The 20,621-nt window shown below is 33.1% G+C and carries 15 protein-coding genes and 1 pseudogene; 14 read left to right on the forward strand and 2 right to left on the reverse strand.

The annotated features are described in order from the left end of the window. The first annotated feature begins 1 nt into the window (after window position 1). The 4 genes from AC1EUY_RS00205 (at window position 2) to AC1EUY_RS00220 (ending at window position 4,541) form a co-directional block, all read left to right on the forward strand. A complete protein-coding gene (locus tag AC1EUY_RS00205; RefSeq protein ID WP_480193500.1) occupies window positions 2-1,402 on the forward strand; it encodes a RagB/SusD family nutrient uptake outer membrane protein in 1,401 nt (466 codons plus the stop codon). Window positions 1,403-1,473: 71 nt separating this feature from the next. Further along, window positions 1,474-2,139 (forward strand): MORN repeat-containing protein, encoded by a 666-nt coding sequence (locus AC1EUY_RS00210; protein WP_321977988.1) that lies wholly within the window; start codon window positions 1,474-1,476, stop codon window positions 2,137-2,139. Window positions 2,140-2,153: 14 nt separating this feature from the next. Then, window positions 2,154-3,344, forward strand: a complete 1,191-nt coding sequence (locus AC1EUY_RS00215; protein WP_480193501.1) for a TlpA family protein disulfide reductase — start codon at window positions 2,154-2,156, stop codon at window positions 3,342-3,344. A 12-nt stretch (window positions 3,345-3,356) separates the two neighbouring features. Then, complete coding sequence (locus AC1EUY_RS00220) at window positions 3,357-4,541, forward strand: peroxiredoxin family protein (protein ID WP_480193502.1); 1,185 nt, start codon at window positions 3,357-3,359, stop codon at window positions 4,539-4,541. A gap of 787 nt (window positions 4,542-5,328) precedes the next feature. Here the strand turns inward: AC1EUY_RS00220 and AC1EUY_RS00225 are convergent. Continuing rightward, window positions 5,329-8,136 carry a M16 family metallopeptidase gene (locus AC1EUY_RS00225; RefSeq protein WP_480193503.1) on the reverse strand — a complete coding sequence of 936 codons (2,808 nt, stop codon included), beginning with the start codon at window positions 8,134-8,136 and terminating at the stop codon, window positions 5,329-5,331. Between the two features lie 786 nt (window positions 8,137-8,922). Between AC1EUY_RS00225 and AC1EUY_RS00230 the strand changes: the two genes are divergently transcribed. From AC1EUY_RS00230 to AC1EUY_RS00240, 3 genes are all read left to right on the forward strand, one after another. Beyond that, window positions 8,923-10,938: a protein-disulfide reductase DsbD family protein gene (locus tag AC1EUY_RS00230; protein ID WP_480193504.1), complete on the forward strand. Its 2,016-nt coding sequence runs from the start codon at window positions 8,923-8,925 to the stop codon at window positions 10,936-10,938. A 19-nt stretch (window positions 10,939-10,957) separates the two neighbouring features. Then, a complete protein-coding gene (locus tag AC1EUY_RS00235) occupies window positions 10,958-11,980 on the forward strand; it encodes a TlpA family protein disulfide reductase (RefSeq protein WP_480193505.1) in 1,023 nt (340 codons plus the stop codon). A gap of 167 nt (window positions 11,981-12,147) precedes the next feature. After that, window positions 12,148-13,647 carry an aminotransferase class V-fold PLP-dependent enzyme gene (locus tag AC1EUY_RS00240; RefSeq protein ID WP_321978001.1) on the forward strand — a complete coding sequence of 500 codons (1,500 nt, stop codon included), beginning with the start codon at window positions 12,148-12,150 and terminating at the stop codon, window positions 13,645-13,647. A gap of 124 nt (window positions 13,648-13,771) precedes the next feature. Here the strand turns inward: AC1EUY_RS00240 and AC1EUY_RS00245 are convergent. Further along, window positions 13,772-14,590 (reverse strand): annotated as a pseudogene (locus AC1EUY_RS00245) (IS5 family transposase). Window positions 14,591-15,494: 904 nt separating this feature from the next. Here AC1EUY_RS00245 and AC1EUY_RS00250 point away from each other — a divergent pair. The 7 genes from AC1EUY_RS00250 (at window position 15,495) to AC1EUY_RS00280 (ending at window position 20,533) form a co-directional block, all read left to right on the forward strand. Further along, window positions 15,495-15,830, forward strand: coding sequence for a single-stranded DNA-binding protein (locus tag AC1EUY_RS00250; RefSeq protein ID WP_321978003.1), 336 nt, complete (start codon window positions 15,495-15,497; stop codon window positions 15,828-15,830). A gap of 76 nt (window positions 15,831-15,906) precedes the next feature. Further along, complete coding sequence (locus AC1EUY_RS00255) at window positions 15,907-16,287, forward strand: DUF6876 family protein (RefSeq protein ID WP_321978005.1); 381 nt, start codon at window positions 15,907-15,909, stop codon at window positions 16,285-16,287. Between the two features lie 11 nt (window positions 16,288-16,298). Beyond that, on the forward strand, window positions 16,299-16,496 hold the full coding sequence (locus AC1EUY_RS00260) for a hypothetical protein (protein WP_321978007.1): 198 nt from the start codon (window positions 16,299-16,301) through the stop codon (window positions 16,494-16,496). 541 nt (window positions 16,497-17,037) lie between these two features. After that, window positions 17,038-17,586 carry a BfmA/BtgA family mobilization protein gene (locus AC1EUY_RS00265; RefSeq protein WP_480193506.1) on the forward strand — a complete coding sequence of 183 codons (549 nt, stop codon included), beginning with the start codon at window positions 17,038-17,040 and terminating at the stop codon, window positions 17,584-17,586. Between the two features lies 1 nt (window position 17,587). Next, entirely contained in the window at window positions 17,588-18,616 is a 1,029-nt protein-coding gene (gene mobB, locus AC1EUY_RS00270; RefSeq protein WP_480193507.1) for a MobB family relaxase, read from the forward strand. Between the two features lie 8 nt (window positions 18,617-18,624). Beyond that, on the forward strand, window positions 18,625-20,058 hold the full coding sequence (locus AC1EUY_RS00275; RefSeq protein WP_480193508.1) for a type IV secretory system conjugative DNA transfer family protein: 1,434 nt from the start codon (window positions 18,625-18,627) through the stop codon (window positions 20,056-20,058). Window positions 20,059-20,119: 61 nt separating this feature from the next. Next, on the forward strand, window positions 20,120-20,533 hold the full coding sequence (locus AC1EUY_RS00280; protein ID WP_321978015.1) for an HYC_CC_PP family protein: 414 nt from the start codon (window positions 20,120-20,122) through the stop codon (window positions 20,531-20,533). Window positions 20,534-20,621 lie beyond the last annotated feature (88 nt).

Raw genomic sequence — 20,621 nt, forward strand, 5'->3', positions numbered from 1 at the left:
AATGAAAAATATAACAAAATTTTTAGCATATACCTGTATCACAATTTTATTTTTTAGCTGTGATGATTATTTAGATGTGGAACCTACAGGCTTATTAATTCCTACTACAATAGAAGATTATGAGTTATTATTAAATAGCAATGAAATTGTCAGTTCAAATGATGAGAGGGTCATCTTTTATGCTGCAGACGATTTTTATGATATACAAAGCCCATTTTATCTTCTTTTACCAGAAGGTAGCAAACAACGTGCTTCTTATATTTGGGATGATGTTATTTACAGTGAAGATCAAAACCCTACATTATGGGCTGTACCTTATAGAAATATATTCACATATAATTTGATAATTGATGAAATTGATGCTGCTGAGGGTAATAATGAAGATTTAAAAGCATCTATTAAAGCAGAAGCACTAACAGGTAGAGCATTAGAATATTTATTATTGGTAAATACATTCGCCAAACATTACGACAGTAATACGGCAACATCAGACTTGGGTGTTCCTATTGTTACGATGCCTGATGTTAACTTACCTACGCCACGCAGATCTTCTGTCGAAGACGTTTATAATTTTATCATTGAGGACCTTACCCAAGCTATAGGTAACTTGCCTTCAGATAATACGAGTCGTTTTAGGGCAACCAAAGCAGCAGCTTATGGCTTACTTGCTCGTGCTTACCTTTTTCAAGGCAAATATACTGAGGCATTACAAAACGTAGAAAGTGCTTTGGATGAAAACAGCTTTTTGGGCAATTATACAAGTATTGTCACAGAAGACCCAAACTTCGATAATGCAGCTCAATTCCAGGCAAGAATAGCTCTAGAAGACGTATTTAATCAAGAACAGGTATACCACCGTAACTTTCAAGCATCAGGAGGTTTTAGCGGTTTAGGATACATAACTCCTGAAGTTGAGGCCTTATTTGAAGATGGTGATTTGAGAAGATTAGTAAGCCTAAACGATTTTGGAGGATTCTTCTCGGCACGACTTTGGCAGGCATTTCCTATGCTCTCTAATCATGCCATTTCGGTACCAGAAATGTATGTAATTAGAGCTGAATGTAATGCCAGGCTTGGCAATCTTCAAAGTGCGTTAGATGATATCAATTTGATTAGAAAAAATAGAATTTTGCCAGATTTTTATCAAGATATTATGTCATCTGATGCCGATGAAGTATTGCAAAAGGTATTAAATGAAAGAAGGATAGAATTATTGGCAACAGGTTTGAGATGGTTTGATCTAAAACGCCTTAATAAAGAGCCGCAGTTTGCAAAAACAATAACGCATACCTTAGATGGTGTAGATTACACATTAGAACCCAATTCTAATAATTATGTATTCCCTATTCCGTTACAGGTTATTGGGTTTAATCCAGATATGGAGCAAAATCCTAGAGATTAAAATAGTACTAACAGATAACACCTAAAATTTGGAAACTCTTCAGGTTTTAGGTGTTTTTAACAAAGCTTCAAATGAAAAGAATATATGTTTTAACATTCGTGATATTACTGTTTAATAGTGTTGCTTATGCTCAATCAGAGTGTGAAGTTAAGCTTCAATCAATCAACACCACATATAAAGGGGCATGTAAAAAGAAACTTGCTCATGGTAAAGGAGAAGCTAAAGGCGAAAAAGACACTTATATAGGCGACTTTAAAAAAGGATATCCGCACGGCGAAGGCACCTATACATGGGGAAATGGTAACATATATAAAGGAAGTTTTGCAAAAGGTAAAATGGATGGAAAAGGCGTGCTAACACTTGTTAAAGCCAACGGAGAAACAGAAATACAAGAAGGCTATTTTAAAAAAGGGAAATACCTAGGTAAATATAAAACACCCTATGTAGTAACAAATAATCAAGGAGTTAGAAAAGTTGATTTTCAAGAAGTTTTAAAGAAAACTACTAACGAAATAAAAATAACCATCTATGCGAATGGTAGAATTATTAATCCGCCATTAACAATTACCGATGCTAACAATTCGTTTATTGAAAATAGAAACGATGCTGTTGTACTTAAAAATGTAAATTTTCCAATAAAAAATATTGATGTCTCATTTACTTTTGAGTCTTTTTCTTATAGAGCCATTTTTGATATATACAAAGAAGGCTCTTGGCAGATAGCCATCTCATTATAAAATTTAAAGCTTATATGTCTTACAGATACTTCTATTTAGCTTTTACGCTAATATTCCTGTTTTTTTCTTGTCAACAATCTAAAAAGCAACAAGACACATTACCTCCAAACACTTTTAAAGTTTCTGGTAAAATAGAAAATTTAGATACAAAGGTGATGTTTTTTGACGGTAGAGATGCATCGGGTAACCGTGTTTGGGATACCATAAAGGTTGACCATGGTTTTTTTGAATATACAGGAAAAACCTTTGCACCAAGCCAGGTTAAAATCTGGCCAAGAATAGAACGTATTGAAAAAAGACCCAATAAAAGAAGTTCTATAGCCACACCTTCCAATAAATTTGAGTTTTTTGTATCTGATGGTGCTATTGTAAAATTTGATGGAAAAATTACCGATTTTGTTGAGGCGTATCCATCTGGTACAACAATTAATGAGGAGCTGGCTTCTTTAAATAAAGTGTTATATCCACTTCAAAATAAGCTTGCTAATTTCAAGGTTTTACGAGCAAAGTCTAATGAAGCAGAACAGAAACAACAACTTACAGATTCTATAGCTAATGTAGAAGCGATAATTTTAAATAACACTATTGATTTTATAAAACAAAATCCTACTTCTGAATTATCAGCCTTTTTAGTAAACGATTTAAATGCCAAATCCTTAATTTCTAAGGAAGAAATAGCAACCCTTTTTAAGGAACTCGATGGCGAAGCGTTAAAAACAAGTACTTTTTACCAATCGCTTAATACAAGAGTTATTGCCCTCAAATCTGTGGTTGTTGGTAATATGGCTCCTGCAGTAATCAGCACCGATTTAATAACAGGTAGTAAATTTAATTTAAACGACTTACGTGGTAAGATGGTGTTGCTAGATTTTTGGGGCACCTGGTGTGGACCTTGTGTTTCTGAAATGCCTAGACTAAAAAAATACCATGAGCAGTATAAAAATCAATTGGCCATTGTAGGCGTAAACCAAGGCGATCGATTAAAAAAAGTGCGAAAATTTGTTAACGATCATAATTATAACTGGCATCATATACCAGCGAAAGATTCACTAAAAAATTTAGTCGATGTTTTTAACGTTACCATATTTCCAACCAAAGTATTACTTGACGAAAAAGGAAAGATAATATACCATAAATCGGGTGTTGGAGATGATGCTTTTAAATTAATTGAACGTACTCTCAGCAATAAGTCAAATACGCATTAATACTTACGTAAAATGAAACCATTAAAAAATAAGACACTACACAAACTACCTATAATTGTACTGCTTACAATACTTACTGCATGTACAAAAGAAAGTAAAACCATAGCGATAGATGTCAAATTACCAAATTACAGTATTAAAGATTCTACAAATTTACTGTACTTAGTCAATAAGATTAGTTTAGACATTGTAGACTCTTTGAAGTTAGGCAGGGAAAATTACATTTTTCATATAGATAAAAAGCCTTATGAGGAAATATATTATGTGGGTGTGGGAAAAAACAAAACTCCCAGATCTTCTCTCGTAAGTTTTTTTGCTGGAGATAAGGATATGCAGATTGAGGTTGAAACAGAAAATAATGAAACTATAGCATCAACCATAAATGGGAAGGAGAAAGAACAAGTAACATACGAAGAATACTTAAAACGTATAAAAGTTATAGAAGATAAGGAAAAGGATTTGAATGTAAAGTGGGATCAGTTGGTTAAGGAAAATAAACAAAGAGATTCAATCTTAAGAGCACCTTTAGATTCAATTTATACAGAAATAACAAAAGAATATAAAGCGTTTTATGATGACTATATTGCCAATAATACAAATGCGACATCATTATACCTTTTAAATACTAAGCTTAGGTTTAAATATAATGCTGAAGAACTTACAAGTATGTTAACAAAATACCCAAGCGAGTACAGCTCAACTTTGGGATTTTTAAAATTAGAAGAGAAAATAGAGATACTTAACAATTTAAAAATTGGAGCCATTGCACCAGATTTTACAATACCTGACGTTAACGGCAACCCAGTCTCTCTTAGTTCTTTTAGAGGAAAATATACGCTTATAGACTTTTGGGCATCTTGGTGTGTACCTTGTAGAAAAGAGAATCCGCATGTGGTAGAAGCCTATAATTTATATAAAGATAAAGGCTTCGAAGTGTTAGGTGTATCGTATGATTTCCCTGGAAAAAGAAAAGCATGGCTAGAAGCCATTGAGCATGATAAATTACCATGGACACAAGTTTCAAATTTAATGGGTTGGAAAGATCCTACGGCAAAGTTATACAACATCAGAGGTATTCCAGCACCATTTTTGATAGATCCTGAAGGGAAAATCATTGCAAAATATGATGAGCTTAGAGGAGGCAATAACCTAATCAAAAAACTTTCAGAAATATTTGATACTAAAGTGATTAAATAAAAAGGTATAAGTAAGTCTTACTTAATATTTTTGACTATTGTTATTACTTTGCACTGGTGTACTATGCTTTATAGTCATGTACTAATTTTTTCAAATTGAAGCTATCTCTAGGAAAATATTCACCATTATTCACTTTTCCTAGAATTTGTGGACACCTTTTAAATAGTCGTTTCGCTGAACGTTTAAAAGCCTTAGGATTATTATAATTCAAAAAATAGATATCACTTTGATAAATAGGTAACAAGGTTGTTTGAAAAAACACTAATTTATGTGGAGCATATTAATTTTCCCAAACAATTGAACCAAACAATCTACTTGATTGTTTTTATAAATTAATGAATTTAACCCATTAGCAGCAGCACCTTATATTCCTTAAATTATAGATTTTTATGGTATCAATTGCAATGGGTTCATTTTTAACGTTCTTTTTCAAATCTACCAAATCTAGTTTATGTTGTAACATTAATGATTTCAATAACTTATTTGAAGATTTATCACTATAAAATTAAACATAATTAACTTCTAATTCCACTCAATCTTTAGTTTTTTCTCCTTTAGGTTTGTCTTTGGAAAAAAAGATTGACTTGTTATTAGTGGGATTTTGGAAACCATATCCTGTTTCGATGATGTCATTAAGCGTCAGTTATTTAAGTTTAACAAATGAATTACTAAATTGTTCTTTCTTTAGAACTCTATATCCAAACTGTGCGTTTAAATTCCAAATCCAACATAATGATGTTATTAATACAATTGATTCGTTTTAACTATTGTAATCGGTATCCTTTATCTACACTTTTTTAGGCTTAATTACAATCTCATACGATTTACCTTTTTTAACGATTTTCTTGGCGACTTTCTTAATATCTTTTTTACTAATAGCATTAAGAATAGCTTCAAAATTTTTAGGATCGTCTAAATTATAACCGTCTCTGTAAAATGTCTTTAACAATGACATTTTATAAGCGTTATGTGTTTTGTTTTGTTGCCTGTCTTTTCTATAATTTGTCAATGCTTTGTCGAGATCTTCTTGTTGTATTTTGCCTTTGCAAATTTTAGAAGTTTCTGAATGTACAATAGCAATGAGTTTCTCAGCCAAATCTGGGTTACAATCAAAACTAACACTTAAATAGGCCCTACTTTCTGGCTCTTTAACTAAATACGAATTCACCCTAGGTGAATAGACGCCACCCTCCTGTTCTCTAAGCCTATCTAGCAATCGTAATTCTAAAATATCGCCTAATGCCCTTACCAGATAATTGTTAGTCACATTATACTTCATGTCTAATTTGTAAGTTAAATTGACATTAGTCTTGGGGTCTTCCATAGCGATAAATATATCCTTGTCTATCTTATCGGCATTCCATTGTATATGGTGGTCGGTAAACCTTTCAAAGTCGTTATTAGTGGGAATGCTCGCAATGTATTTTTTTAATAACGGTTCAATTGTTTCAGGTTTCACGTCCCCAACTATAAAGAATTCAAAATCTGCAGCGTTTTTAAACCTGTCTAGATAAACGGCTTTTGTTCTTTCGAAAGAAACCTTATCTAAATAAGATTTGTCATAAATTAGTTTTCTAGGATTGTTTTTTCCATAGAGCGTAGTTATGATACTGTCTCTTATTTTTGAATTTAAGTTTTTGCTATTGGCAGTAATAGAATTTTTAATATTCTTTTTTAGAACAGTAAATGCTTCTTTATCAAATCTTGGTTTTACAAAATCTAAATGTACTAATTGTAACAACGTTTCAACATCTTTTGCTGTAGAAGCACCTATAAGCTCTTCCCTTGTTTCTCTAATATTAAGTCTTGTAAAGGCTGTTTTACCTGTTAAAAGCTTCTTTAAATCGGACGCTTTATAGTTTCCAACTCCTGAATTTGATTTAAGACTATTTACCAATGTTGCTTGTGCAAAATCTTGATTATTTAGTAAAGACGTTCCTCCAGGGCTTATTGCTTCAAGAGAAACAGCGTTTTTCTGCTTATCGGCAAATTTATAATGCACTTTTATACCATTACTTAAATTATAAGTTGTAGCATTTAATGCTTTATTGTTTATGGTACTTGTTATGGTGCCCTCTTTTATGTCAACCCCTTCCAATAAAGTTTTTCCCTCAAATGAATCTTTATAAGGTTTTAGTGTATAGTCATTTTCAACGTTATTTAGTATTTCATTTACTTCGGCTTTAGTTAAATTATGATGTCCTTCTACGCCAGTAACATTAATAAATCTATTCTTTTTTGTATATAATTTTTTAATAGTCTTATGAACATCTTCTGGTGTAATATTAGATAGCAGTTGTTTTACGAGATCATATTGCTTAACGATGTCTATTATAGTAATATTATTTAAATAGTCATCTTTAATTTTATTAATAATAGTACCATGGGCGATTTCATCTTTTTTACTAACCAGTGTTTCATAGTAATTTAAAAGTAATTTAACAGATCGATCTATTTCTGCAGCGGTATATCCAAATTTTACAGCTCTATTCAACTCAGTAACTACAGCCTTAAAAGCATCTTGTTGCTGGTTGGGTTTGGGTGAAATAGTTATACTCAACAGATTATTTACCCTTGAAAGTTGTGTATAATTAATACTGGCCGACAAAAAGGGCGCATCTGGCTTTTCTGCTTCATCGGCAATTCTTGTAGTAACTAAAGAGGTGGCCATATACTCAAGAAGCTCATCGCGTAAACTATTTACTGTTTGCGTCTCTAACGATTTTTTATGTCGAATACCTAGCTCTATACGTGAGGTTGAAATTTCAGTATCCATACCTAAGCTGTACAAAAGTTCGTCATTTTCGGGTATTTCTACTACAAATCGTTCTCTGGGATTTTTAACAGCGGGTATTTTAGAAAATAGGCTCTTTATTTTAGCTTCAATAGCATCTACATTAATATCTCCTATTATAGCTATTGCCTGTAAATCAGTGCGATACCAATCGTGATAAAAATCACGCAATGCCTGATATTTAAAATTTTCCACGATACGCATTAAGCCTATAGGTAATCTATCGGCATATTTTGAATGATTGAAGGTTACAGGTAGTGAGGTTTTAAATAAACGCATATTACCACTTTGCCTAGAGCGCCATTCTTCTTTAATAACGCCACGTTCTGCATCAATTTCTTCATCTGTAAGCAATAAATAGTTACACCAATCGTGCAGTACCAAAAGTCCTTTATCTATTAAAATTGGTGTTGTTGGCACATTATTTATGTTATAAACAGTCTCATCAAATGAGGTATAGGCATTGATATCCCTTCCAAAAATCAGCCCTTGTTTTTGAAACGTGTTAAGTATACCCTTGCCTTTAAAGTTTTGTGTACCATTAAATGCCATGTGCTCTAAAAAATGGGCCAGGCCTTGTTGGTTATCATTTTCTAATATAGAACCCACGTTTTGAATAATATAGAAACTGGCAGCTTTTTCTACAATATCTGTGCTTTTTATATAATAGGTAAGTCCGTTAGGTAAGACTCCTTTTTTAATACTCTTGTCTATTGGAAGTGCTGCTTCCAAGTTTATTTTTTGTGCATTTAATTGTAGAAACGATAAGGTTATAAAAACCAGTGTAATACTATTTTTCATTTTTTATAATACGTTTAAAATTAAAAAAACAGCACCAATAATGTGCAGGTGCTGTTTTTACCAAACTAATTCAAATAATTTAACTAAAAAACCAATTTATGAAATTGTAATTTTATGTTAGGACGGTTTAACATTGCGACACCCTATGTAATAAATGTTAAAATTTTGACAACATATTTTTAAGAGAGAATGTTATATATCTTGTTATACTTATTGAAGATTAAATCTTTCTTTTTAACTGTTGTAATTCGGTTCTGGCTACAGAACGAATATCATATTAATCTACTTTTGTAGCTTTAAGATATATGCCATTAGATATTAAAATTCAACAGATGAAATTCTTAATCTTACCATAAGATTTTACTTAGTTTCTCAATAAACATCCAGCATATTTTTTACATGTTGTAAGACACTAATTTCTTCATTAAACTCATATTGACTTTTAGTGTTTAACCGAAAATGAAAGGCACTTTTTGGAGTTCATAGCAGCGATATGAACAATAAAAGCAACAAAGTATGAATAGATTTCGGCCATTTTTAGGATATAAATTTAACATACAGTCTAAAATAAAAATCATGATTTTTATTTTTTTAACAGATTAAGTTAAGGGTAATCAAAAAATTCTTCGTCATAGATATTAGAATAAGTTAAATACAATACGTTCCATCTTTCATCCGCTAAACATGTTTTTATATTTTGAATTAATATACGTTAACAGAAAGATGTAAGGGCTATTGCTCATTATTTTAAGTAATAGCCCTTTTAATAAAAATAAAAATTTAACAATGAAAAAAATATCGATTTTACTTTTTCTTTTGCTTATAGGGTTCACTTCTAATGCACAAATACATGAACCTGTATCATGGGAAACCTCCGTCGAAAAGGTATCAGATAATCAATTTGAATTAATAAGTCGGGCTATTATAGATAGAGGATGGCATTTATATTCTCAAAATGTTCCAGAAAATGGGCCAATACCAACAACATTTACATATGATAGTGAAGATGGAAAAATAGAACTTATTGACGGTACTCTTGAAGAAGATGGACATACAATTAATGATCCTGTTTTCAATATGAAAATCAAATTTTTTGAAAACAATGCTATTTTTAAACAGAAGATAAAAGTACCTAAGGGCATTACAAGTGTTACTGGTATTGTTGAGTTTATGGTATGTGATGATGCTAGATGCTTGCCACCTACAGAAGTGGACTTAATATTTCATATTCCTGATAACGCTTCGATCTCTATAGCAAGATCAAACTCAATAATAACCAAAGAAAAAACAAGTGCCTCACAATTAAAACCAGAAGCATCCAAGACTAATTCTATAACTATATCTGATGCACAAAAAACAAAAAGAAAAAAAAGTTTATTAGGTACTTTTCTTATAGCTTTTTTGTTTGGTTTTACAGCGTTATTAACCCCTTGTGTGTTCCCGATGATACCTATGACAGTGAGTTTTTTTACAAAGCAAAGTAAAAACAAAGCACAAGGCATACGAAATGCTATAATTTATGGTATATCTATAGTTGTAATTTATGTGCTTCTTGGAACCATAGTTACTGCTATTTTCGGTGCAAGTGCTCTTAATGCCTTATCTACCAATGTTTGGTTTAATATTATCTTCTTTTTGCTATTAGTAATCTTTGCAGCATCTTTTTTAGGTGCTTTTGAGTTAACCTTACCGAGTTCATGGGGTACAAAAGTGGATGCTCAAGCAGACAGAGGAGGCCTTATAGGTATCTTCTTTATGGCATTGGCATTAGCCATAGTATCTTTTTCATGTACTGGCCCTATTGTTGGAACCATTTTGGTTGAATCTGCAACTGGTGGTAGTATGATTGGGCCAATTATTGGTATGTTAGGTTTTTCTTTAGCTATAGCTCTGCCTTTTGCACTATTTGCAGCGTTCCCTGGGTGGATGAATTCATTGCCAAAATCTGGAGGTTGGTTAAATACAGTTAAGGTAGTTCTAGGTTTTTTAGAATTGGCGTTTGCTTTTAAGTTTTTATCAAATGCTGATTTAGTATTACAACTACATTGGCTAGAACGTGAGGTATTTTTAGCTATCTGGATCGCTATTTTTGGAACATTAGCATTATATCTTTTTGGGAAGATTCAATTACCACATGATTCTCCCTTAACACACATATCTGTAGGTAGATTAAGTTTAGCATTAGTATCGTTAACATTCACACTTTACATGCTACCTGGATTATGGGGTGCTCCCTTAAATTTAATAAGTGCTTTCCCGCCCCCTCAACATTATAGTGAGTCTCCATATGGTGTTGGTTTTGCAAAAAGCGGTGGTGCTATTGCAACTAATCACGATCAACTGCCTGAAGGAGCTCATTTAATGGCTCCACATAATATTTTGGCTTTTAATGATTATGATAAAGGTTTAGCTTATGCAAAGAAAGTTGGAAAGCCGGTAATGATAGATTTTACTGGGCATGCGTGCGTGAATTGTAGAAAAATGGAACAAAATGTTTGGGTAAAACCCAAGGTACTAGACATTTTGAAAAATAAGGTTGTGTTGATTTCACTTTATGTGGACGATAAGCGAAAACTAAATGAAAATGAAATTGTTGATTCAAAACTAAAGCCAGGAAAAAAATTAAAGTATATCGGGCAAAAATGGAGTGAATTGCAAACTATTAAATACAAAGCAAATTCACAACCCTTTTATGTATTAATGGATCATGATGAAAAAAACTTAAACGATCCTGTAGCATATACGCCCGATGTAGATGAATATTTAGCATGGTTAAATAATGGATTATCAAATTTTAAATAATAATTATAAATATAAAATAATGAAAAAAATAGTATTTATTATAATTGCTATACTGGCGATACAATCCTGCAAAAAAAATGAAATAAAAGATTATGTAACAATATCTGGAAAAATTACTGATAAAAACTCAGACTCACTAGTTGTTTTAGCAAGAAACTATTCTAAAAAAATTAAAGTAAATACAGATGGAACTTTTCATGATACCCTAAAAGTAAAAGATGATAATAACTTTGTTATATATGATGGTAAGGAACAAAGTTCTATTTTTTTAAAAAATGGCTATGATTTAAACATAACCCTTGACACCAAACAATTTGATGAAACTATTAAATACAATGGTGTAGGTTCTCAGCCAAACAACTATTTGGCAGAAAAAACAATACAACAAGAGCAGTTTTTAGCTAAAAATAATGATATCTATTCGCTTGACAAAAATACGTTTGATACTAAAATAAATACATTCTTAAGCGATTTAGAAACAAAGCTTAAATCGGCTAAAAATTTAGACTCCTTATTTATTGCACAACAAACCAATGTTTTAAATTCTACTAAAAAACGATTTTATAATACTTATAACGAGAAGCAATACCTGTTAAACGAACTAGGCAATGGTAAAACTTCGCCCGAGTTCGTAAACTTTGAAAATAATGCAGGAGGCTTCACCTCATTAAGTGATTTAAAGGGAAAATATGTTTACATAGACGTATGGGCTACTTGGTGTGCACCTTGTAAAAAAGAAATCCCATTTTTGAAAGAATTAGAAAAATCCTATCACGATAAAAATATCGAATTTGTTAGTATATCTGTAGATCAAGAAAAAGATCATGATAAATGGAAACAAATGATTGTTGATCAAGAATTGGGAGGAATTCAATTATTTGCTAACAAAAGCTGGAATTCCAGTTTTATAAAAGACTATAGAATTAATGGCATTCCGAGGTTTATTTTAATTGACTCTGAAGGAAATATCGTGTCTTCAGAAGCTCCAAGACCATCTTTAAAAAAAGACATACAAGAATTATTTAGGGGGTTAAATATATAGTTCATGTTATGTCATGTTATGCTTCTTAAAAAATAAGATTCCATCTTAAAGCAGTTAATAAACTAAGATTTTAGATAAATAACTGAGTTTTTGAAAGAAAAAAGTCATTTTAAATATTTACAGGATGGCTTCTTTATTCAGAGAATTGTTAAAATTCACAAAACAGAATGTTAAATTTTAAAAGAAAGAATAAGTTCTCGAATTTAGAAGAATACTTTCAAGAGTTTAGAAAATATATCATAGGTAATGATGTCGTTTTTGAATCTAGTTACGGCAATCAAAAATTATTATATGCAGATTGGGTAGCTAGCGGGCGTCTTTACAAGCCTATTGAAGATACCATACAGCATATTATTGGCCCAATGGTAGCCAATACACATTCATTTTCTAGTGAAACAGGTAAAGCATCTACATATGCTTATAAACATGCAAGACAAATCATAAAAAAGCATGTAAATGCTGATGAAAATGACATTTTAGTAACAGCAGGAACAGGTATGACAGGTGTTTTAGCCCGTTTGCAACAAATAATGGGATTACGATGGCCTGACAGTATAAGAAATAATGTGCAACTTGCTGAAAATGAAAAACCTGTAGTCTTTATATCACATATGGAACATCACTCAAACCATGTTCCATGGATGGAAACAATAGCCGATGTTGTTATTTTAGAACCAGATGAGCATAATATGGTTTGTCCACATAAACTAACACAAGCTATCCAAAAGTATAAAGATCGTTCTTTAAAAATAGGCTCATTTACAGCATGTTCGAATGTGACAGGAATTATTACTCCTTATCATAAATTAGCAAAAATTATGCATCAGTACAGAGGGTTTTGTTTTATAGATTTTGCAGCTTCTGCTCCCTATGAAAAAATTGACATGCACCCTACAGATCCTGAAGAACGTTTAGACGCAATATTTTTTTCACCACATAAATTTTTGGGCGGGCCAGGTACTTGTGGTATATTGGTTTTTAATAAAGATTTGTACAATACAAAAAGTCCTATTGTACCTGGCGGAGGAAATGTTAAATGGACAAATCCATGGGGAGAATATCAATACTTTGATGATATTGAGACTAAAGAAGATGGAGGAACACCTGGTTTTTTACAAGTGATGAAAACCGCCATGGTTATTCGCTTAAAAGAAAAAATGGATGAAACGAATATACAAAAACGAGAAGAGCAATTACTTACGATTTTGTTTAAAAAATTAAAGGAGATTGAAGGACTTTATATCTTAGGAGATTTAAAAACAAGAAGAATTGGCTGTGTATCTTTTGGTATTGAAAATATACATTATAACCTTATTGTCAGACTCTTAAATGATAGATTTGGTATACAAGTGCGAGGGGGCTGGTCTTGCGCCAGTACTTATAGTCATCATCTTTTTAAGATAAAGCCGCAATATTCTAAAGAAATCATGACGGGTATTAACAATAAGGATTTATCTCATAAACCTGGTTGGGTACGTTTATCGATACACCCAACTACAACTGAAGCAGAATTAAGTTTTATTTGTTATGCTATAGATAAAATCGTTGAGAATATAAATGAATGGAAAAATGACTATGTATATTGTGCAAGTACAAATGAGTTTGAAAACCTTAAAAAAGACGATTCAGAAATGGTAGAATTAACTAAGAAATGGTTTGAGGTTTAAAATTAGAAATTTCTGTGGTTAAATGGCGAGTTTAAGTTTTCAGAAAACAAATACACAAGAGTTACTAATAAATAACTTGTTTAATTTCTAAAATAGTTTCTGAATTAAAATACGATAAATCAATTTAAAAGATGAACTCATTTAAAGTTTTTTTTTGATAGAATTTTTTAAGTACAATTACCATAAATGCTATATAATTAAATCCTTTCCAACTGATCAGGGTTGTATCGAATCTATTTAAAAGAGATCGAAAACTATCTATCCAAGCATTAGTTCTTTCAATGGCATATCTTTCTTTATATAATTTTTGATCAAAATAAAATTCATTATCACTACCGCCCCTATTACGTTTGTTCTGGGCAAATCGCAATAATCCCTTTAGATTCACAGATATTTCTTAATGCTCTGGTGTCAAACCCCGCATCTGCATATAAAAACAACCCGTCCACGGAGATCTCGGCCTGTTCCAAAGTAGCGGTAACTTCTTCAAAATGGACCTCTATATCGAACACATCGTTGTAGTTGCCGCTAACAGGTTCTGACATCGCTAAGGCAAACCTTGTCGGTCCGTCAAATATTGGGCATTGGTGATTTTACTTTTTTTCCTGCCTTGGTACCCAACCTGTTCGCTACCTTTCAAAGCCGTGGTATGGCTACCGTCCAAATCACCGCTGGACAGAGCAAGCTTTGATCTGTGGTTCGACAACAAGTGGGTTCAGCACGCTTTCCACGAACCCGATTTGCACCACTTTCTATAATTGTGGAATACCGATTGATAACTTATGGAAGTGCCCTCGAACAGGGCACCTACCGGCAAAAACTCCCATTGGATGCCGTTTTTCAGCTTGTAAAGTATGTAATTTACAAGCTCCGCCAAGGAAACTTTTGGTTTTGGACCTCTTTTTCCTTGTGGTAAATATGGGATTATTTCCAATTCTATCATATCTTTGCTCAGTACTATGGTACATAGGGTTGTGTTTTTATGTTTAGCAGCACAAATTTCTACAACCCTTTTGTATTTTCAAAAACTTTAAATGAGTTCAGTACATATCTATAGTTTTAAGTATAATTTTATTTTTCTTTCGATAAGAAGAAGTGGGAAATAAATACATCTGTGGTTATATCTCTTATAAAAAACGGCGATTTTGGTTAACATTCCACTCAGCTCATTCCCCTTCATTCCACGACTTCCTGCAAGAAAAAGCAGGAAACCACTACGCTTCGGGCAAAGAGCTTCTCTGCAGCTGGTCTTGGACCCGATTCCCGTTTTTGGCTTTCCACTTCGCTACCCCTTCCCGCTTTGCTGGGAAGGAACGCTTCATTCCCAAGCCAAAACCGTGAATCAAGTCCGCTTCTCATCGGAAAGTCAAAGCCTCGATTTTCTTAACAGAATTAACGGCAAACCCTTCTTGAGTCTTTGCTCGATAATTCTTAAAAACCGAACCTTTGCCTTACACATTTTAAGGGGTTTATAACGGATGAAGCTTTTATTGTTTTTCGGGACAGCGAAAAACAGGCAGTGCATAACCAATTCTAGATTAAACCCAGCCGCTCATTTCGCTTAACTGTCGGTACGCTCAAATCACGACCAGATTTAAAAGAATTGCTAATGCCCTTATGGAACTTGTCAAGACTATACGAGTTTTAGTGAAAAATAAGGTTTCTACTTCCTTGAAAATCCAAGGATTTTACTACGTCGCAAACACACCTGATTTATTCCCTAAAAGTCTTGACAAAACCCACTTAATCCATTGTGCGGAGAACGAAAGAAATCAAACAAACACCCCATAAAATTTAATTCAGTTTAAACCAAAAAGGGAAATTATTAATCTTTTAAATCTTGTATTATGAGTACTATTAAAAATCACGTACAGTTAATTGGAAATGTTGGACAAGAGCCAACCATTACGAACCTTGAAAGTGGTAAGAAAGTAGCCCGATTGTCATTAGCTACCAATGAAAACTACAAAGACAGTAAAGGCGAAAAGCAAACGGACACCAATTGGCATACCGTTGTCGCTTGGGGCAAGACTGCCGAAATCATCGAAAAGTATGCCGATAAAGGCAAAGAAATCGGTGTGGTCGGAAAACTAAAGACACGCACCTACACTACAAAGGACGGTAATCAACGCTATGTTACCGAGGTGGTAGCAGATGAAATCCTGTTGATGGGTAGTAAGTAAAAAACAAAGAGGGCACTAGTACCAGTTTTCAATTAGTTCGTGCCCTCTTTTAGTTATTCACTTTAAAAAATGAACAATGAAAGCACAAGTTAACGAAATAAAAGAGCGGTTGCAATATTTTAGTGGAACAGAAATGTTCTATCAAATCCCGCTATTGAAAACACGATTTACGGACGGACTTAAATATTTAGCCAACGTAGCGGAATGCTTTTGGCTGATAACAGATGTCTCGGTAATTGCCAAAAGTCTCTTGAATCGAAGCCATTTTATCACAATAGACTTCAAAAGACTGTCCGAGAAGAAACAAGATTATTCAGGCTATGAAGCCGAGATAATTTACAGCGATGGAAACGGTAATATATTGGTAACACATCGATACCATTTTACCGATTTTCCACTGGACGAATTGAGGTTATATTTTGTCGACAATACATTGATGTTACCGAGCGAATATTAAATCGTAAAGCTATGGTACACTTAAATTATAACAACCTAGATGGCGAGACCCAAGAACGGTTGCTTTCGATGTCAAAAAAGGAAGTTGAAAAAAGGTTTGGGGAGCAATTGAGGAACTATGCCAGGGAACACTATGTAAATTACCAGACCCTGTTGGAAGAAGAAGCGATACGAAATCTATACAATTATAAGTATATTTTCAATATCTAAACTAAAATATAAGGATTAGACCTTTGAGTTTTCAGAGGTCTTTTTTTGTGCCTCTATTCGTAAAATAGTTAGGGCAAATATTTTGAAACTCGACGTCTTAGATTTGGGTTTTCATAGAAATCCTATTTTTTGGTATCAAAACCAACTATTTGAGAACAATTCGTATTTCAATCTTATACCTAAATAGAATATCTTTGAAAGACTATTAAGCAGTACCAATTTTAAGTATCGTTATCCCTCCCAGTAATTCGGGATTGATTTGACTTTCGCCGATAACGATACCCACCAAAAATTAGACATATTGGAATTTTTAATTCCGAAAAAGCAACTGACTTTTTAGTCAGGTTGTTTGAAAAATTTTGTCCCTACGGGACGAATTTGAGAAGCAAGAGGGTAACACGCCGAGGCGGTGTTAACGATTGGTTTTTAGTTGTAATTATTTGATTTTCAAATAGTTAATATTAGTTGAATTTTAGTAAATAATAAAGTTTTACAGTAAATCCTGTTGAAGCCCCTTTAAAATGGCAATTTTTTACAGTAAATGAACTCAAATCATCAAAAAAAATACAATTTTTCTGCCATCAGTATCAAACCAAAAGTGGCAACTCGTTTTCGGAAATTTTCCAAAAGAATTACCCGTTCACATACTAATACGCTAGAAGCAATGATGAACTTTTTTGATTTGAACGAGCTATCCCCAAACGAATCTTTGGGTGCAAATATGAGAACTTTGGAAAATAGCTTAAAAAAACGAATCAATGCCCTTGTAGCCATTATTAAGGATATTGAAAAGAACCAGACCAAACCTACCAATGCGATGTTGGAACTGCTCTTTCAGGAAAACCCAGAAGAGGTATCTCCACAAGAAGAACTCTTTGAATTTGAACAACAAGAATTGATTACCGAAAATGAGGAACTGAACCATTACCGAAATCGTTACGAAGAAGTTCAGCAACAATTCCATTCCGTGAAATATGATTTGGACAAACTAATAGATAAAACCACTTATGTAAAAGGCAGTTTTGGAGGTGGCTATTTAAAACTGGATTTGACCAGAGAAGAATTTGAGAACATAAAACAAAAATTATAAAATGTATATCACAGTAACCAAACAAACTTTAGACGGTAATTATGCACAGAGTTCAGCAGATTTTGTCGCATATCTTGAAAAAGAGAACGAGGGAAAATCTATTGATGAAATGGAACATTTTTTTAACCAATATGGCGAGGAAATATCAAGTACCGAAGTCATACAAGAAATAGATGGTAACACCGCTAAACTCAAAAAGACAGAACCCAAGTTTTATTCCATCACGGTCAATCCGAGTGCCTATGAATTGAAGAAATTACAAAATCATTCCGAAGAACTAAAACAGTACACCCGAGAACTGATGAAGGAATACGCGAAATCATTCAACCGTGAAATTAATGGGCGAGCTGTTACCGTAGATGACATAAAATACTATGCTAAAATTGAACATCAGCGGACGTATAAAGGAACGGACAAACAAATTCAAGAGAACCAACCTTATGCCACCAAGATACTTCAAATTAAGAACGATATCCGGAAAATTGAAAGCGGCGAATTAAATGGGAACATCAAAAAGTTACAGCAAAAGATGTTCCGGTTGGAAAAAGAAGCTCCACATCAACTAGATGGCAAACGCATTGTTAGAGGGATGCCAAAAGAAGGCTCTCAAAGCCACATTCATATTATTGTGAGTAGAAAGGATATGTCCAACAAATACAGTTTGTCCCCTGGAAGTAAATACAAGGCTTCAGAGACTGTGTTTAATGGAAAACCTGTAAAGCGTGGATTTGATAGGGATAAATTCTTTAAGGCATCTGAAAAGGCCTTTGACACCTTATTTCAGTACAAAAGAAATTATGTTGAAACCTATAAGGCTCGTAAAACATTTCTACAAAATCCGAAACTGTATTTTTCTATCCTTTCGGGATTGCCAACCAATGAAAAAGCGACTGCCTATAAATTACTTGCAAAATCTGGAGTTCCAATATTGAACATCCCAACAAACAAAGTGCAATTGGCAATTAAGGTAATCAAAAAGTTTAAAAAAGGAATTGACCGAGCCGTACAGTCGGGTTCTATTGGGATATGAATATGTTAATGCCACAAATCATTCTTTACATTGTTGTGCCGTTATTGTTTATAGGTACGGTCTTATATGTGTTTCTTCATGAGGAACAGTCAGGCAACGGAAATAAGAAATATCTGGTACGCTTTAAGCTCCGTCGTGGAAAATTTCAAATAGAAAATATAAAAAGAGGTGCATCAGTTATTGGTTCTGCGGGAAGTGGAAAAACCGAAAGTGTTATCTATAATTTTCTTCAACATTTCAGTAAAAATCAATTTTGTGGTATCATTCACGATTATAAGGATTTTGAACTTACTGAAATCGCCTACCCCTTATTTAAGGAAAAGGACACTAATTTTTATACTATTGCCTTTGACCAAATCCATTTTCGTGTAAACCCCATTGCACCAAGATATTTGCCCAATGAAGAAAGCGTTAATGAATTATCAAAAGTGCTCATTGAAAATCTTTTAGAGTTTGATGAATCCAGTACCAACAGTACTACAAAATTTTTTAGTGATGCCGTAGAAGGCTTAATGGGTGGATTGATATGGAAACTAAAAATATCCTATCCGCAGTATTGCACCTTGCCCCATTTAATTGCAATTTTTCAATTAATGAACACCAAGCAATTAATCTCATTTTTAAGTTCCAATATTACGTCCAAGAGTATGGCAAGTGCTTTTATCAACGGAATGGATTCCGATAAGCAAACGGCAGGTGTAAAAAGCACGTTGGCCAACGCATTTAAAAAGATAGGTTCTCAAAAACTATTTATGGCACTATCAAAAGATGAAGTTCCACTAAATATAAATAGTAGTGAAAACCCAGCAATTATTTCAATAGTAAACCACCCCAAATATGAATCGGCATATTCCCCAATCATTGCAGCTATAATGCATACAGTCATTAAGCAAATGAGCATAAGAGGACAACTGCCTTCCTTTTTAATGATGGAAGAAGCTCCAACTATAAAACTGCTTAATATGCACCGTATTCCCGCAACTTTACGAAGCTATGATATTGCCACAATTTACGTGATGCAAGACAAAATACAGAATGATATGCTATATGGAGATAAAGCGAGTAAGGCTATTTTAAGCAATCTTTCCTATCAGTTTTTTGGCAAAGTTAATGACCCAGATACTGCCAAATATTATGAACGGTTTTTTGAATTGGTCAAGATGGAAACCACAAGCATCAATAAAGGATTCAATCTCAATTTCGATACCCGAATTACCAAAGGCGAAAAGGAAGTGTCCAAACGTAGAGCAGATGTTTTTTTCCGTCTAAAACAAGGGGAATTTATCACTTTTGCGGATGGAAAAGACAAAAGAGTTCAATTTAAACTACAAGCTATTCAAAAAGAAATTCCCAAGCCATATAAACACTACACAGAAGATGAATTGCGTCTAAATTTTGAGCGGATTTATAGAGATATAAAATCCACTTTTAAACTGAACTGAAATTATTTTTAGCAAAAATTTTAACATAATTTATTTGATTTTTTATAACTTTGCATCACCGATGAAGCAAATTTTTCATAAAATATCATCCTTTTTAATGGCAATTGTAGTGCTTTTTTCTACAATGTCATTCACTATTGATATGCATTATTGTGGAGATACTTTAGTAGAAACGTCAGTATTTCATAAAGCCGAGGGTTGTGGAATGGAAATGGAAAACCCTTCAACTGAAGGTTGCTCCATTAAGGTAAAAGATTGTTGTTCTGATGAACAATTAATCATAGACGGTCAAGACGAATTAAAAATATCTTTTGACACACTAACATTTGACCAACAATTATTTGTTGCTTCATTTATATACACTTACATCAACCTTTTTGAAGGTTTAGAAGAAAATGCAGCTACTTACCAAGATTATAAACCACCCCTCGTCATAAAGCAAATCTACAAGCTCGACGAGACTTATTTAATTTGATTTTTAAACAATAGATTTCTTTTATCCGGTGGATGCATTCCATTAGGATAATTCTTTGTATTCGGTGTTTTCGCAACACCAATGTCTA

Source organism: Maritimimonas sp. 2210JD6-3, from assembly GCF_056591795.1.